The following is a 14,914-nucleotide window of genomic DNA, read 5'->3' on the forward strand; positions in this document are numbered from 1 at the left end:
CGACCGCGGCTCTGCCGTCCCGGCGCGCCCCCTGTCGAAGGAAGCGCCGGAGAGAGCCGCCGCCCGGCCGGGATCCAGGGCTTTCCCGGCCGGGCGCACGCAGCGGCCCCCGTGCACCGCACGGGGGCCGCTCCGCTGCGCGCCCTACTCGTCGAGCTCGCGCCCGCACTCACCGCATTCCGGCGGCTTCTGCCGCGGCACCTCCACGAACTCCTCGGCCACGATCCACAGCTTCCACCGCTCCGCGTCCTCCCGGATCACCGTGATCGAGGTGATGTCGTCCCGGCTCGGCCGCTCCAGCCCCCACTCGATGTCCAACGGCGCCTTGTGCTTCGCGAGCTTCACCTCGCGGCCCTTCAGGTAGTACCCGGCCCGCGAGTACACCAGCTGCACCTGCTCGCCGTGCTCCTTCGGCACCGGCTCGCGGCCCCGGCCGTTGATGAAGCCGTGGTACTCGGTGTGCAGCTGCCGCGCGATCTGCTGGAGCGGCACCGACGAATACGCCTTGACCCACCGGTTCTGCGGCTGGTTCTTCCACTTCGTCAACCGGGCCGAGATCTCCGCGTACGAGATCTTCTCCCCCTTCGCGCGCCACTCGCGCTGGAACACCGACAGGGACCAGTTGTACACGGCCCGAACCGCTTCGAGGGTCTCCTCCAGGTTCCGCCGCTGCTGGTCGTCGGGTTCGAACGCGTACTCGTACCCGCGTTTCACCAAGTGGGTCATAGGCTTCGTCATGTCCATGACCTGTTGATATCAGACGATTACGCACCGCCACGTGTTCCTCACCTCATCGGCGTGTCTCCCAGCCGCGCGGCAAGTAACTTGGCCTGGTGCCCTTCGACATCGACCCCGGCGTGTTCGCCCTGCTCATCGTCGCGGCCGTGTTCGCCGGCTGGGTCGACGCGGTCGTCGGCGGCGGCGGGCTCATCCAGCTCCCCGCGCTCCTCGTGGCCTTCCCCACAGCCCCACCGCAGCTCATGCTGGGCACCAACAAGATGGCGTCGGTGTGCGGCACCACCATCTCCGCGATCACGTACTCCCGCAAGATCAAGCTCGAGCACCGGCTGCTGTGGCCCACCGTCGGCCTCGCCCTCCTCGGCTCCGCCGGCGGCGCCGTCGCCGCCCTCGCCGTCTCCGCGAGCGCGTTGAAGCCCATCATCATCGCGGTCCTCCTCGCCGTCCTGGTCCTGGTCATCGCCCGGCCGCAGCTCGGCCTCGAACCGCAGCCGCGGCTGCGCACCCCGCTGCGCGCCGCCGCCCTCATGCTCGCCGCGGGCGTCGGCGTCGCCTTCTACGACGGCCTCATCGGGCCCGGCACCGGCATCTTCCTGTCCGTCGCGTTCACCGCGATCATCGGCTTCGACTACGTCAGCGCCGCCGCCCACACCAAGGTCGTCAACGCCGCCACCAACATCGGGGGCGTCACCGTGTTCGCCCTCCAGGGGAACGTGTGGTGGGTCCTCGGCCTCCTCATGGGCCTCGGCTGCATGGCCGGCGCCTGGTTCGGGGCCCGCACCGCCATGGCCCGCGGGTCCCGGTTCGTGCGGATCGTCCTCGTCGCGGTCGTGCTGGCCCTGCTCGCCCGCCTCAGCTGGGACGTCTGGGCCGCGGCCCGCTAAGGGTTGATCGCCAGGAACAGGTACGCGGCCAGCAGCGCCAGGTGGACGCCGCCCTGGAGGCGCGTCGCCCGGCCCGGCACCACCGTCAGGACGCTTACCACGACGGTGAGGCCCAGGAGCACGATCTGCGTCGACCCGAGCCCGAGCAGCAGCGGCCCGTCCATGAAGAACGAGGCGACCGCGATCGCCGGGATCGTCAGGCCGATCGAGGCCATCGCCGAGCCGTAGCCGAGGTTGATGCTCGTCTGGATGCGCTCGCGTGAGGCCGCGCGGACCGCCGCGATCGACTCCGGCAGCAGCACCAGCAGGGCGATCGCCACGCCGACCGAGGACGCCGGGAACCCGGCCGCGTCCACGCCAGCCTTGATCGCCGGCGACTCGACCTTCGCGAGGCCGACCACGCCCACCAGGGCGACCATGAGCATCGCGAGGCTCAGCACCGCGGTCCGGGCGCTCGGCGGGTCCGCGTGCTCCTCCTCGGTGACCACGCCCGACTCGGTGACCGGCAGGAAGAAGTCGCGGTGGCGCACGGTCTGGGTGAACACGAACAGGCCGTAGAGGACCAGTGAGGCGAGCGCGGCGAACACCAGCTGCGACGTCGAGTACTCCGGGCCCGACTCGCTGGTCGTGAACGTCGGCAGGACCAGGCCCAGGGTCGCGAGCGTGGCGACGGTGGCGAGGGCCGCGCCCGAGCCCTCCGGGTTGAACAGCGTCACCCCGTACTTGAGGGCGCCGACCAGGAGCGCGATGCCGACGATGCCGTTGGTGGTGATCATGACCGCGGCGAACACGGTGTCGCGGGCGAGGGTCTGCGCGTCCTCGCCGCCCGAGGCCATGACGGTGACGATGAGGGCGACCTCGATGACGGTGACGGCCACGGCGAGGACGAGGGAGCCGTACGGCTCGCCGACCCGGTGCGCCACGACCTCGGCGTGGTGGACCGCGGCCACGACGGTGGCCATGAGGGCGACGGCGGCGACGGTGACGAGGAGGGCGCCCGACTCCCGGCCCCAGGTCAGGGCCAGGACGACGATGCCGACCACCGGCGCGATGACGGTCCAGGACAGCAGCGGGGATCGTTTCGCGGCGCTCATGTGCGACATCCTGTCACGAGGGCGTCGCACTGTCCCGGAGACCGCGTCCGGGCCATGGGGCGTGACACACCTGTTCTGTCCATTGAGCAGGGACGGAATCCGGGCGCCGCGCAGCGTCCCGCCGGAGGCCGCGAGTCGCTAGAGTCGTCCCATGGAAAGCTCGTACGGGCCAGAGTCCCCCTCCGACACGGTGTCCCGCCTCCGGGCGCACTTCGACACGGGCCGCACGAAGCCGGTGCCGTGGCGCCTCGAGCAGCTCAAGGGCCTCGACCGGCTGCTGCGGGAGGCCGGCGAGGAGCTCGCCGACGCGCTGCGCGCCGACCTCGGCAAGGCCGCGCCCGAGTCGTTCCTCGCGGAGATCGACTTCGTGTCCGCCGAGGTGCGTGCCCTGCGCAAGCACCTGCGGTCCTGGCTGCGGCCCAAGCGGGTCTACACGCCCCCGCACCTCCAGCCCGCGAAGGCGTACGTGCTGCGCGAGCCGCTCGGCGTCGTGACCGTCATCGGGCCCTTCAACTACCCGGTGCAGCTGCTGCTCGCGCCGCTCGCGGGCGCGCTCGCGTGCGGGAACGCGGTGGTGGTGAAGCCGAGCGAGGCGTCGGCGGCGACCGCGTCGGTCCTCGAGCGGCTCATCGGGCAGTACCTCGACCCGGAGGCGGTCGCGGTCGTGCAGGGCGGCGCGGAGGCGACGGCGGCGCTGCTGGCCGAGCGCGTCGACCACATCTTCTTCACCGGGTCGCCGCGGGTGGGCCGGATCGTCGCGAAGGCCGCCGCCGAGCACCTGACGCCGGTCACGCTCGAACTGGGCGGGAAGAGCCCGGCGATCGTGGAGCCGGGCGCGGACCTGGCGACGGCCGCGCGGCGCATCGCGTGGGGCAAGTTCATGAACGCCGGCCAGACGTGCATCGCGCCCGACTACGTTCTCGCCGTCGGCGGGGTCGGCCCCGAGCTGGAGCGGCACCTCGCCGAGGCGGTGCGCGAGATGTACGGGCACGCGCCGGCCGACAGCCCCGACTTCGGGCGGATCGTCGACGAGCGCTCCTTCGACCGGATCGCGCGGTTCCTCGGCGAGGGGCGCCTGGTGTGCGGGGGCGGGCACAACCGGGCCGACCGGTACATCGCGCCCACGGTCCTCGCCGACGTCTCGCCCGACGACGCGGTCATGGGCGAGGAGGTGTTCGGGCCGGTGCTGCCGATCCTGGCCGTGGACTCGCTCGACGACGCGGTCGCGTTCGTGAACGCCGGCGAGAAGCCCTTGGCGCTGTACGCGTTCACGAACTCGGACCAGACGCGGCGGAAGCTCCTGACGCGCACCTCCTCGGGGGCGGTCGGGTTCAACATCCCGATGGCGCACATCGACGTGCCGGGCCTGCCGTTCGGCGGGGTCGGGAACTCGGGCCTGGGCGCCTACCACGGGAAGGCGTCGATCGAGGCGTTCAGCCACGCGAAGTCGGTGCTGGACAAGCCGCTCGCACCGGACACGATGAAGGTGGTGTACCCGCCGTTCACGGCGCTCAAGGAGCAGGTGATGCGGCGCCTGCGGTAGGTCAGCCGCCCGCCGCGAGGTGGGCGTTGACGCGGCCGAGCAGCGCGAACAGCTGGCGGCGCTCCTCGGCGTCGAGGGGCGCCATGATGCGCTCGTTGACGCCGGCGAGGACGGCGTCGAGCTCGGCGAGGCGCTCGCGGCCGGCGTCGGTGATCGTGATCGTGTTGCGGCGCTTGTCGGCCGGGTCGGGGGCGCGCACGATCCAGCCGCCGTCGGCGAGCTCGTTCAGGACGGCCACCAGGTCGGAGCGGTAGACGCGGGTGCGGTCGGCGATCACGGACTGGCTCGCGGGCCCGAACTCGTCCAGGGCCGCGAGGACGACGAAGTGGAACTTGTGGGCGCCCACCTCGCCGAGGGCCTCGGCGGCGATCCTGCTCATGAGGCCGCTCGTCATGCCCGCCAGGCGCGAGAGCTGGCGCTTGACGAGCTCGGGGGTCTCGTCGCCGTAGTCGAACCGAAGGTCTTCCATGGGGACACCCTACCCCCGTTGCGTTAGTGCCACTAACGATGTATATTCGTTAGCATCACAAACGTTAGTGTAACTAACAAATGATCGGAGCACCCCGTGACCCCCATCGAGACCCTGGTCCGCGACCTCGCCGACCGCGCCGAGCTCACCGAGCTCCTCGCCCGCCAGAGCCGCTGGCTCGACGACCGGGCCGCCGACCGGACCGGCGAGGTCTTCACCGACGACGCCGTCGCCCGCACCCCCGGCGGGGAGGTCAGCGGCGCCGCGGCCGTCGCCGAGCTCGCCCTCGGCCGCCACCGCGAGTACGAGCGGACGATCCACGCGACGCACTCCGTCGCCGTCGAGCTCGCCGGCGACGAGGCGGTCGTGGAGTGCGGCGTCAAGGCCGTCTTCGTCCTCCGGGACCGCGAGGCCGTCCAGTTCGTCGACGCCCGCTACCGCTTCGACGCCCGCCGCACCGAGCGCGGCTGGCGCTTCGCGAGCATCGCCGTCACGCCGCTCGCGCGCACCGGCGACGTCGCGCGGCACCGCTGAACCCCCGAACCGACCCCCACCGACCGCCCACGACCGCAAGGGAACCCGACATGAGCACCGACCTCCTCCAGCGCCTCGCCGACCGCGCCGAACTCGACGACCTCGTCGCCCGCCACACCCTCTGGGTCGACGAGGCCCGGTGGGACGAGACCGACCGCGTCTTCACCGAGGACGTCGTCGTCACCTCGCTGCGCGGCGAGGCCCGCGGCATCCCCGCGCTCGTCGCCATGGTCAGCGGCCACACCGGCTACGAGGCCACCCTCCACACCAAGGCGAACACCGTGATCGAACTCGACGGCGACACCGCCTCGGTGCGCGCCAACGACATCGGCGTCTTCATCGCGAACGGCGAGGAGGCCGCCATCGCCTCCGGGACGCACCACTACACCGCGCGGCGCACCCCCGCCGGATGGCGCTTCGACAGCCTCAGGGTGGTCCCGTTCGCCCTCACCGGGGCCATCGCGCGCGTCCTCTGACCGCGGCGGTTTGAAGCAGGGCGCAAAACAGGCCCTGACCGGCGTTTCCGTCGGTCAGGGCCCATACCCCTCGAAGACAAGTCTGCGATCAGGTTAGCACCCCGCTTGCGCGCGCTACCGCAGGGATGGCGACAACCGATGTCGAACGCTCCCAAGGGAAGCCGGTCCAGAACGGAGAGCGACGAGTCCACAGGGGACTTATCGGTGTCCCGGAGGTTCGCACCCGCCCGACCTGGTCTGTACAGGATAGGGGCGCATCGGTAACATTGCACCGATTGGGAGTGACAATCCATTCCTTTTAGGACGTTGTGTCGTGAGGACGCCCCATGCGACGAATGGTGCTCAACGCCGCCCTCGGACGGACCGCGCGGGCCCGCCGCGACCCCGCGGAGGCGCTCGCGGCCTGGCGGGAGCGCCTCCGCGCGACCCTCGACGCCGCGGGCGTCGAACCCGACGCCGGCGACTGGGCCTACGCCGAGGACCTCGGCCTCCTGCTCCAGTGCTTCGCCGCGGTCCCCGACCTCACCCCGCTCGGCTGGACGATCCAGCTGCGCCGGGCCCAGCAGAAGTTCGAGAACCGCCTGCGCGTCAAGTGGATCCACGCCCAGAACCCGCTCGTCGCCGCCGCGCCCGTCGAGCGGCCCGTGTTCATCGTGGGCCTGCCGCGCTCGGCCGGGGCCCTCGCCCACCGCGTCCTCGCCGCCGCCCCCGGGCACCGCGGCCCGGCCCTCTGGGAGCTGCGGCGCACCGGCCTCGGCCGCGACGCCGCCGCCGCCGTCGAACGCGAGACCGCGGCCCTGCGGCGCCTCGCGCCCGGCCTCCACGCCGTGCGCCCGCACTGGGCCGACCGGCCCGAGGACTCGGGCGAGGTCATGGCCCGCACCCACGCCCCGCTCGCGTGCGCGCCGCTCCCGGAGTTCCGCGCCCGGCTCGACCAGGCCGACCCGGCCGGCGACTACGAGCACCTCAAGCAGGTCCTCCAGGTGCTCCAGTACGGGGAGCCGCCGCGGCGGTGGATCCTCCGGTCCCCCTGGCACACCGCGCATCTCGACGTGATCCGGCAGGTCTTCCCCGACGCGGTCTTCGTGTGGACGCACCGCGACCCGGTGTTCGCGGTGCCGTCGTTCTGCTCCGTCGCCGAGCAGCTGACCGCCCTGCACTGCAAGGAAGCCGACCCCGCGGCCATCGGCCGCGCCTGGCTCCCGGTGCTCGCCGACGCGGTCGAGCGCGGCCGCAAGCTCCGCCGCGCCCTGCCCGAGGACGCGGTCGTCGACGTCAACCACCACCGCTTCACCGGCTACCCGCACGAGTTCGCGCCGCGGCTGTTCGAACGGCTCGGCGCGCCGTGGACGGCCGCGGACCGCAACGGCCTCAACGCGATCGTCGACGACCCGTCCTACCGCCGCGACCACCGGCCCGCCCTCGAACGGTACGGCCTCGGCAAGGCCGAGGTCGCCGCCGCGTTCGGCGACTACCGGCAGGAGGTCGCCGACCTGCGCGGCTGACCCGCTTGCCAGGAATACCCCTCTCGGGTATAAAGAACGTCGGGGATACCCCCCTCCGGTATTCCTCTCCGTTCCGAAAGGACCCGCGATGGACCGCCGCACCCCCGCCCTCGCCAGGCTCCTCGTCGCCGGCTCCGGGATCATGAGCCTCGCCAACTCGGTGACGATCCCGTTCCTCGCGCTCTTCCTGCGCCGCGAGCTCGGACTCGAACCGGCGGCCGTCGGCCTCGTCATCGGCTCATCGGTGTTCTGCTCGATCGCCGCCGCGTTCTTCGGCGGCGCCCTCTCCGACCGCTTCGGCCGCGTCCCGGTCCTCCTCACCGGACTCGCCGGGGTGGCGGCGTCCTTCGCGGCCTTCGCCGCCGCCGAGCACCTCGCCGCCGTGATCGCCGCGAACGCCGCACTCGCCCTGTCCAGCAGCGTGTTCGCGCCCGTGAGCAAGGCGCTCCTGGGCGACCTGCTCCCCGCGGGGACGCGGGTGCGCTGGTTCTCGCACCAGTACCTCGCCACGAACGCCGGGTACGCCGCCGGCCCGCTCCTCGGCGTCGCCCTCGGGCTCTCCGGGGCCCGCGCCGCGTTCGCCGCCGCCGCGGTCGTCTACGGCCTCTACCTGGCCGCGCTCGCCGCGGCGGTCCGGTTCGCGCCCGTGCCGACCGCGCCGGCCGCCGCGGGCGCGGGCGGGGCCGCGCGGCTCCGGGGGAGCCTCCGCGCGGTCGCCACCGACCCGCGCCTCCTCGTCCTCCTGTTCGCCGGGCTGCTGCTCGAATCGGTGCAGCTGCGCGTCTCCGCGCTCCTGGCACAGGACCTCGACATGCGGTTCGCCGACGGCGCGGCGATCCTCGCGGCGGCGATGACGGCGAACGCGGTCACCGTGGTGGCGTTCCAGCTCCTGGCCGCCCGGCACGTGCTGCGGCTCGAACCGGTCGCCGCGATCACCGCGGGCGGGCTGCTGCTGTTCGCCGGGATGGCGGGCTTCGCGTTCTCGACCTCGCTGTGGCACTTCGTTGCCGCGATGGTCGTGTTCAGCCTCGGGGAGGTGTTCATCGTGCCGTCCGAGTTCGCGCTCATCGACCGCATCGCCCCGGCCGCCGCCCGCGGCGCGTACTTCGGCGCGCAGACCTTCACGCAGCTCGGCGGCTTCGCCGGGCCCCTCCTCGGCGGGCTGCTCCTCGCGGGCGCGAACAGCACGGCCATGTACCTGGGTGTCGGCGCGCTCGCGGTCGCCGCCGCGGGGGTGTACCTGGCGGCCGGGCGGCTCGTCCCGGGGCTGGCGCGGGACCCCGCGAAGGCCGGCGTGCGGGCCGGACGGGCCGTCTGACCGGGGCCGGGACGGCGCGTCAGGGCGGTGTCAGCGGCGTGTCAGCGCGTCCGCCGATAGTTCTCCCATCAAGGCGAACCGCCGCGAACACACCGCTTGAAGGAGCACCGAGATGTCGAACACCCTCTCCGCCGCCGACCAGACCACCGTCGCCACCGCCGCCTGGGGCACCGTCACCCTCCTCTCGATCGCCGGCATCGCCGGCTCGGCCCACAAGGTCGCGACCGACGCGGCCCTGGCGCTGAACGCCGCCACCGGCGCCGTCGGCCACGCCATCGCCGACAACCCGAAGGCCGCGAAGATCAAGGGCAAGAACGCCGCCGAGATCGCCGACCGGGTCCTGCCGGCGCTCACCGCGGCCGTCAAGGTCCTCGAGGCGCACGAGCCGGCCGAGGCCGAGAACTTCCGCACCACGATCGCCGTGGTCATCGAGGCGGCGAACCGCGCCCACAAGGGCGAGCCGTCCCCGACCCTCGCCGAGATGGCCCGCAAGGTCACCGAGGCCTTGGACGCCTGACCGCCCGACACCGCCCGCCCCAGGGAGCCGAGGGGGCCGACCGCAGCAGCGGCCGGCCCCTCGCCGCGTGCGCGGGAAGGGACGCGGGAAGCGAGTGCGGGCCGGTCGGCCCCGCGGCTCCCTGCGCGGGTCTCGACGGGGCGCGCCCAGCGGGCTAGGATTTGTATACGCATCCGTTCACGTATTCGAATCGAGTCGGCATGAGCACAGCGCAAGTCCTCGTCGTCGGCGCCGGCCCCACCGGCCTCACGCTCGCCTGCGGCCTGGCCGCGGGCGGCGTCGCCGTCCGGGTCGTCGACGCCGCCGACGGCCCCGCCGCGACCTCGCGGGCCAACATCCTCCACGCCCGCGGCGTCGAGGTCCTCGCCCGCACCGGCGCGCTCGGCGACCTCCCCGAGCGGTCCCTCGCCCCGGTCGGCATGACCATGCACGTCCGCTCGAAACCGTTGGCCACCATGCGGTTCGCGCCCGACCCGCGCGAGTCGACGCAGGCGCTGTTCACCTCCCAGGCCGACGTCGAGGCCGAGCTGCGCCGCCGCCTGCGCGACCTCGGCGGCGACGTCGAGTGGGGCCGCCGCGTCACCGGACTCGCGCAGGACCCCGGCGGCGCGACCGCGATCCTCGAAGACGGCGAGCGCATCCGCGCCGACTGGGTCGCCGGCTGCGACGGCGCCCGCAGCGCCGTGCGGGAGCTCGCCGGGATCGGCTTCCCCGGCGTCCCGGTCGTCGAGCAGTTCCTCCTCGCCGACGTCCACGCCGACTGGGACCGCGACCGCACGACCTCGGCGGGCTGGTTCCACCGCGACGGCGTCCTCCTCGCGATCCCCATGCGCGACAAGGAGGGCGGCCTGTGGCGGCTCATTGCCGACGTGCCTCCGAGCGACCGCCGCCTCACCGGCGGCGAGATCGCCGCGCGGTTCGCCGCGCTCGTGCCCGAGCGCAGCGGCGAGCACATCGGGCTCCGCGACGCCGTCTGGACCTCGGTGTTCCGCATCCAGCGGCGCCTCGCCGCCGACTACCGGGCCGGGCGCGTGCTCCTCGCCGGGGACGCCGCGCACGTGCACAGCCCGATCGGGGGCCAGGGCATGAACACCGGGATCGGGGACGCCGAGAACCTCGCGTGGAAGCTCGCGCTCGTCGCCCGCGGGCGCGCCGGGGTCGCGCTGCTCGACACGTACACCGCCGAGCGGCGGCCGCTCGCCGCCGGCGTCCTCAAGCGCACCACCGGGAACACGCGGATCCTGGTCGGCGAGGGGCCCGTCTCGCGGTTCGTGCGCGACCGCCTCTTCGTCCCGCTCCTGGGCCTGCCCGCGATGCAGCGCAAGGCGACGCGGACCGCCTCGCAGCTGTGGGTCACGTACCGGCGCGGGCCGCTCGGCGGCCGCGGCGGCGTCGGCGACCGCGTGCCCGACCGCGACTGCCAGCACGGCGGGGCCGCGGTGCGCCTGTACGACGCCCTCGGCCCGGACTGGGCCGTCCTCGCCGGCCGGGCCGAGCCGGCCGCGGACCGGGTCGCGGCGGCCGCCCGCGGCCTCCTCGGCGACAATGTCGTCGTGCTCCACACCGACTCCGGGCCCGGCGAGGTCCTGCTCGTGCGCCCCGACGGCCACCTGGCGTGGCGCGGCGCCGACCCGGCGGACGCCGAGCGGCGCCTCGCGGCCGTGCTGCGGGGGCGGCGGTGACGGGGCGGGAGGGCCCCGGGCGGCCCCGCGACCCGGCCGCGGACGCCGCGATTCTCAAGGCCGCCATGGAGCTCCTCGTCGAACGCGGGGTCGAGCACGCCGGGATCGAGCAGATCGCCAAGCGCGCGGGCGTCGCGAAGGTGACCGTCTACCGCCGCTGGAGCTCCAAAGAGGACCTGCTGGCGGCGGCGATCGAGCACGCGCGGGAGGACCTGCCGAACACCGCGGACGCCGGGCGGCCCGCCGAGGCGCTGCCCGAGGTGATCGCGGACCTGCTGCCGCGTTGGGGCGAGGTGCTGGCCGAGCCGCGCTTCCGGGCCCTGACCGCGCGGCTGCTCGGGGCCGGGCCGGACCATCCGCGGCTCCTGGAGGCGTACGTGCGCCACCACGTCGAGCCGCGCCGGGAGCGGGCGCGGGCCGCGATGCTCCAGGCGCAGGCGGCCGGCGTGCTCGCGGCGGACGCCGACGTCGACCTCCTCATGGACATGATGACCGGCGCGATCATGCAGCACCTCCTCATGACCCCCACCCCGCCCGACGCCGCCGAGACCACCGCCTACCTGGGCCGCCTCCTGCGCCAGGCCGGCTTCGACATCGCCTGAATCAGAGGCGCACGACGAGCTTCCCGGTGGTGTGGCGGCGGGCGAAGTCGGTGATCGCCTGCGGCCCTTGGTCGAGGGTGTAGCGGCGGCCGATCACCGCGTCGAGGTCCCCTCGCGCGGCGGCCGCGGCGACGTCGGCCATGCCGCCGTAGCGGCCGTCCATGTCGAGCACGAACCGCAGGTCGACGTCGTCCCGGCCGAGGTGCTCCGGCTGCGTGACAGGGAAGGTGATGGTGACGAGGCGCCCGCCGGGCTTGAGCACCCGGGCCGCGTCGGCGAGCGCGTCGCCGGGCAGGACCAGGTTGAAGACGTAGTCCACATCAGACGGGTAAGCCTCGGGATCGTAGCCGATGACGGCGGCGGCGCCGAGGGAGCGGACCAGTTCGGCGTCGGCCGCCGTGGCGGTGGCGGTGACCTCGGCGGCCACTGCGAGGAGCGGCAGCAGGGTGGTGCCGACGCCGCCGGTGGCGCCGATGACGAGCGCGGTCGCGCCTGCGGTGACCTCGGCGGCGGCCATGAGCGCGCGGGCGGTGAGGCCGACGGTGGGCAGGGCCGCGGCGGTCTCGACGTCGAGTGCCGGTGGCCGGTGGGCGATGAAGGGCGCATCGGCCTCGAAGACCGCGTACTCGGCGAGCGAGCCGGTCCCGAGCGAGGGCCGCTCGGACCCGGCCAGTGCCTTGAGGGCGCGGGGCACGGCATGCCCGAAGACCTCGTCGCCGACCCGGTAGGCGTCCACGCCGGGCCCGACTTCGCTGACGGTGCCGGCGAAGTCGTTGCCGGGGACGTGCGGGAACTGGAGGGGGAACTGTTCGCGGAACTCGCCGCTGGGGAGTTGGACGTCGGCGGGGTTGATCGAGGCGGCGGCGATGCGGACCTGGATCTGGCCGGGTCCGGGCCGGGGCGCGGGGAGGTCGGTGACGGTGTAGGCCTCGGGCGGGCCGTAGTCGAGTGCGGCAACTGCTTTCACGGCTGGAACCTCCGGATAAACGGACCATGCGGTCATGTTATTCGGAAGGACGCTAGCACTAACCGGACCGTTCGGTCAACTTGCTAGAGTCGCGGCATGCCCGCATCCCGCCCGCCGCGCGCCGACGCCGTCCGCAACCGCAGGCGCCTCCTCGCCGCGGCCGCCGACGAATTCGCCGAGTACGGCCTCGACGCCTCGGTGGCCGACATCGCCCGCCGCGCCGGCGTCGGCAAGGGGACCGTGTTCCGCCACTTCCCCACCAAGGACGACCTGGTCGCCGCGATCCTCACCGACCGCATGGACGACCTGCACCGCCTCGGCGAGCGGCTCCTCGAATCCGACGACCCGGGTGCGGCGCTGCACGAGTTCCTGACCGCGGCCGCGGCCCAGCGCCAGGAGCGCGACCTGTCGTTCCTGGCCGAGGCGGCCGGCTCCATGCCCGAGGTGGCCGCGGCCCGGGCCCGCATGATGGACGCGATCGACCGCATCGTGGCCCGCGCGGCCGAGGCGGGCGCCATCCGCGCCGACGTCACCGGCACGGACGTCTTCCTGCTGATGTGCGCCCCGAACTACGTCGCCGGCTCCGTCCCCGACGCCGCCCCCGACCTCTGGTGCCGCTACCTCGGCATCATCCTCGACGGCCTCCGCCCCGAGGGGGCCCGCCCGCTCCCCGCCGCGGCCCCGACCCTCCCCTGAACACGAGAAAAGCCCCGCCTCTCGAACCGAGAAGCAGGGCTCACCCAAACGTGGCCAGGGCCGGGGTCGAACCGGCGACCTTCCGCTTTTCAGGCGGACGCTCGTACCAACTGAGCTACCTGGCCAGGCTGTACGCATCGTGCGCGTTGCCGTGAACACTGTACAACATCGCCGACCGGTCCACCGAAGTGGTATTGCGGCGAACGTGACGCCCGCCCCCGCGGCGGGCCGGAGGCCAGGCCGGCGGACCGTTGGCGGTCGAATCCGGGCGAATCGAAGTGCCGCAAGGATTTCGGAAGGGGTGGTGGAAGGCGTCGGCGGGCGCGAGTAGCGTACAGGGCACCCTACCCCCGAGGAGGTTTCTGTGACCCGACTCGCTGCCACTCCGCCGATGGGCTGGAACTCATGGGATGTATTCGGGACCTCGGTCACCGAGGCCGAGACCCGCGCGAACGCCGAGTTCATCGCCGAGCACATGGCCTCGTACGGCTGGGAGTACGTCGTCGTCGACATCCAGTGGTACGACCCGGCGGCCCGCGCGGGCGGGTACAACCTGGGGACCAAGCTGGTGCTCGACGAGTACGGCCTCCCGCAGCCGGCCCCGAACCGGTTCCCCTCCGCGGCGGGCGGCGCGGGCTTCAAGCCCCTGGCCGACTACGTGCACTCGCTGGGGCTGAAGTTCGGTCTGCACATCCTCCGGGGCGTCCCGCGGCAGGCCGTCGCGGCCGACACCCCGATCAAGGGCAGCGAGTACTCGGCGGCGCAGATCCCCGACCGGGAGCGGCGCTCCTCCTGGATCGACGACAACTGGGGCATCGACCACTCCCACCCCGGCGGCCAGGCCTACTACGACTCGCTGGTGCGACAGTTCGCCGACTGGGGCGTGGACTACGTCAAGGCGGACGACATGATCGCCCCGTACTGGGAGGACGAGGTCGAGGCGTTCTGGCACGCGATCGACCGAGCCGACCGGGACATCCTCCTCAGCCTCTCCCCGGGCATGAACGTGTCCACCGACCACGCCGAGCACCTGAAGGCCCACTCGCACCTGTGGCGCATCTCGGCCGACCTGTGGGACCGCTGGCGCGACATCAACGCCCAGTTCGACCTCCTCCGGGACTGGGCCCCGCACGCCGGCCCCGGCCACTGGCCCGACGCGGACATGCTTCCTTTGGGCCGCATGGGAATCCGCGCCGAAGTCGGCGAGCCCCGCGAGAGCCTCCTGTCCCCCGACGAGCAGCGCACGATGCTCACCCTCTGGTGCATCGCCCGCTCCCCGCTCATGGTCGGGGCCGATCTGCCCGGTTCGAGCGCTGAAACGATCGAACTCCTCACCAACCCCGAGGTCCTCGCCGCCCAGCGCCACCCCGTGGGGGCCCGCGAGGTCTGGCGTGAGGGCAAGCACCTGGCATGGGCATCGGAAGACGGCGCCTTCGCCGCCGTCTTCAACCGCGGCCCCGAGGCCGCCGAACTCGAACTCCCCTGGGCCGTCCTGGGCATCCCCCAACCCGCGCGGGTCCGGGACTGCTGGACCCGCACGGACATCGTCCCCGGCGACCACTTGCGGGCGAAGCTGCAACCGCACAGCTCGGCCCTGTTCCGGCTCTCGTAGCTTTCCCATTTCTGGGTCCGGCCCGGTCCAGCTCGGCTCGGCCCTGGGCGCGGGGTCGGCGGGTGGTCTTCGCAGGCCGATCCCGTTGCTGCCGGGCGGTTGTCGGGTTGGCTCTTGCCCTTGGGTGGCTGTTGCGGGTTGGGCTTTTCGCCCTCGGGCCGGGCGGTGCGGTCCGGTTGTTTATGGGTCGGGTTCGGTTCGGGTTGTTGTTGGGTTTTCGGTGCGGGCGCATCGGCTGGGTGCCGATGCGCCCGCACGCTTCTTCCATCGCCTCGCG

Annotated in this window: 15 protein-coding genes and 1 tRNA gene; 11 read left to right on the forward strand and 5 right to left on the reverse strand. The window is 73.2% G+C overall.

The features are described 5' to 3' along the window. Nucleotides 1–144: 144 nt before the first annotated feature. Entirely contained in the window at nucleotides 145–744 is a 600-nt protein-coding gene (locus EIW28_RS23660; RefSeq protein WP_125250189.1) for a helix-turn-helix domain-containing protein, read from the reverse strand. Nucleotides 745–845: 101 nt separating this feature from the next. Here EIW28_RS23660 and EIW28_RS23665 point away from each other — a divergent pair, with 101 nt between their 5' ends. Further along, nucleotides 846–1,622: a TSUP family transporter gene (locus EIW28_RS23665; protein WP_125250202.1), complete on the forward strand. Its 777-nt coding sequence runs from the start codon at nucleotides 846–848 to the stop codon at nucleotides 1,620–1,622. Here the strand turns inward: EIW28_RS23665 and EIW28_RS23670 are convergent. After that, nucleotides 1,619–2,716 (reverse strand): calcium:proton antiporter, encoded by a 1,098-nt coding sequence (locus EIW28_RS23670; protein WP_125250190.1) that lies wholly within the window; start codon nucleotides 2,714–2,716, stop codon nucleotides 1,619–1,621. The genes EIW28_RS23665 and EIW28_RS23670 overlap by 4 nt on opposite strands. Before the next feature lie 151 nt (nucleotides 2,717–2,867). On the opposite strand from EIW28_RS23670, the gene EIW28_RS23675 reads away from it, so the two are divergent. Further along, nucleotides 2,868–4,259 (forward strand): aldehyde dehydrogenase family protein, encoded by a 1,392-nt coding sequence (locus EIW28_RS23675; protein WP_125250191.1) that lies wholly within the window; start codon nucleotides 2,868–2,870, stop codon nucleotides 4,257–4,259. 1 nt (nucleotide 4,260) lies between these two features. Here the strand turns inward: EIW28_RS23675 and EIW28_RS23680 are convergent, their stop codons facing one another. After that, nucleotides 4,261–4,728, reverse strand: a complete 468-nt coding sequence (locus EIW28_RS23680; protein ID WP_125250192.1) for a MarR family winged helix-turn-helix transcriptional regulator — start codon at nucleotides 4,726–4,728, stop codon at nucleotides 4,261–4,263. 96 nt (nucleotides 4,729–4,824) lie between these two features. Here EIW28_RS23680 and EIW28_RS23685 point away from each other — a divergent pair, with 96 nt between their 5' ends. The 7 genes from EIW28_RS23685 to EIW28_RS23715 all read left to right on the forward strand — a co-directional run bounded on the left by EIW28_RS23685 (nucleotide 4,825) and on the right by EIW28_RS23715 (nucleotide 11,362). Next, complete coding sequence (locus EIW28_RS23685) at nucleotides 4,825–5,262, forward strand: nuclear transport factor 2 family protein (RefSeq protein ID WP_125250193.1); 438 nt, start codon at nucleotides 4,825–4,827, stop codon at nucleotides 5,260–5,262. 50 nt (nucleotides 5,263–5,312) lie between these two features. Further along, a complete protein-coding gene (locus EIW28_RS23690; protein WP_125250194.1) occupies nucleotides 5,313–5,738 on the forward strand; it encodes a nuclear transport factor 2 family protein in 426 nt (141 codons plus the stop codon). Nucleotides 5,739–6,064: 326 nt separating this feature from the next. After that, entirely contained in the window at nucleotides 6,065–7,243 is a 1,179-nt protein-coding gene (locus tag EIW28_RS23695; protein WP_125250195.1) for a sulfotransferase family protein, read from the forward strand. An 88-nt stretch (nucleotides 7,244–7,331) separates the two neighbouring features. Next, nucleotides 7,332–8,561, forward strand: a complete 1,230-nt coding sequence (locus EIW28_RS23700; protein WP_125250196.1) for an MFS transporter — start codon at nucleotides 7,332–7,334, stop codon at nucleotides 8,559–8,561. Nucleotides 8,562–8,673: 112 nt separating this feature from the next. Continuing rightward, the gene (locus EIW28_RS23705) at nucleotides 8,674–9,078 is read left to right on the forward strand and encodes a hypothetical protein (protein WP_125250197.1); all 405 of its coding nucleotides are present in this window, start codon (nucleotides 8,674–8,676) and stop codon (nucleotides 9,076–9,078) included. A gap of 200 nt (nucleotides 9,079–9,278) precedes the next feature. Further along, the gene (locus tag EIW28_RS23710) at nucleotides 9,279–10,760 is read left to right on the forward strand and encodes an FAD-dependent monooxygenase (protein ID WP_125250198.1); all 1,482 of its coding nucleotides are present in this window, start codon (nucleotides 9,279–9,281) and stop codon (nucleotides 10,758–10,760) included. Further along, nucleotides 10,757–11,362 (forward strand): TetR/AcrR family transcriptional regulator, encoded by a 606-nt coding sequence (locus EIW28_RS23715; RefSeq protein WP_232014191.1) that lies wholly within the window; start codon nucleotides 10,757–10,759, stop codon nucleotides 11,360–11,362. Before EIW28_RS23710 ends, EIW28_RS23715 begins: the two co-directional genes overlap by 4 nt. Before the next feature lies 1 nt (nucleotide 11,363). Here the strand turns inward: EIW28_RS23715 and EIW28_RS23720 are convergent, their stop codons facing one another. Further along, nucleotides 11,364–12,329, reverse strand: coding sequence for an NADP-dependent oxidoreductase (locus EIW28_RS23720; RefSeq protein ID WP_125250199.1), 966 nt, complete (start codon nucleotides 12,327–12,329; stop codon nucleotides 11,364–11,366). A gap of 96 nt (nucleotides 12,330–12,425) precedes the next feature. On the opposite strand from EIW28_RS23720, the gene EIW28_RS23725 reads away from it, so the two are divergent. Next, a complete protein-coding gene (locus EIW28_RS23725; RefSeq protein WP_125250200.1) occupies nucleotides 12,426–13,025 on the forward strand; it encodes a TetR/AcrR family transcriptional regulator in 600 nt (199 codons plus the stop codon). Nucleotides 13,026–13,076: 51 nt separating this feature from the next. Here the strand turns inward: EIW28_RS23725 and EIW28_RS23730 are convergent. Next, nucleotides 13,077–13,150 (reverse strand) — tRNA-Phe (locus EIW28_RS23730). 239 nt (nucleotides 13,151–13,389) lie between these two features. Between EIW28_RS23730 and EIW28_RS23735 the strand changes: the two genes are divergently transcribed. Then, a complete protein-coding gene (locus EIW28_RS23735; protein WP_197717445.1) occupies nucleotides 13,390–14,637 on the forward strand; it encodes a glycoside hydrolase family 27 protein in 1,248 nt (415 codons plus the stop codon). Nucleotides 14,638–14,914: the final 277 nt, after the last annotated feature.

Origin of the sequence: Glycomyces terrestris (assembly GCF_003933745.1) — a bacterium.
GTDB classification, from domain to species: domain Bacteria; phylum Actinomycetota; class Actinomycetes; order Mycobacteriales; family Micromonosporaceae; genus Glycomyces; species Glycomyces terrestris.

Coding starts and splice junctions, on each gene's coding strand:
- EIW28_RS23660 (WP_125250189.1), bottom strand. CDS start 744: ATGGACATGACGAAGCCTATGACCCACTTGGTGAAACGCGGGTACGAG.
- EIW28_RS23670 (WP_125250190.1), bottom strand. CDS start 2,716: ATGAGCGCCGCGAAACGATCCCCGCTGCTGTCCTGGACCGTCATCGCG.
- EIW28_RS23675 (WP_125250191.1), top strand. CDS start 2,868: ATGGAAAGCTCGTACGGGCCAGAGTCCCCCTCCGACACGGTGTCCCGC.
- EIW28_RS23680 (WP_125250192.1), bottom strand. CDS start 4,728: ATGGAAGACCTTCGGTTCGACTACGGCGACGAGACCCCCGAGCTCGTC.
- EIW28_RS23690 (WP_125250194.1), top strand. CDS start 5,313: ATGAGCACCGACCTCCTCCAGCGCCTCGCCGACCGCGCCGAACTCGAC.
- EIW28_RS23695 (WP_125250195.1), top strand. CDS start 6,065: ATGCGACGAATGGTGCTCAACGCCGCCCTCGGACGGACCGCGCGGGCC.
- EIW28_RS23700 (WP_125250196.1), top strand. CDS start 7,332: ATGGACCGCCGCACCCCCGCCCTCGCCAGGCTCCTCGTCGCCGGCTCC.
- EIW28_RS23705 (WP_125250197.1), top strand. CDS start 8,674: ATGTCGAACACCCTCTCCGCCGCCGACCAGACCACCGTCGCCACCGCC.
- EIW28_RS23710 (WP_125250198.1), top strand. CDS start 9,279: ATGAGCACAGCGCAAGTCCTCGTCGTCGGCGCCGGCCCCACCGGCCTC.
- EIW28_RS23725 (WP_125250200.1), top strand. CDS start 12,426: ATGCCCGCATCCCGCCCGCCGCGCGCCGACGCCGTCCGCAACCGCAGG.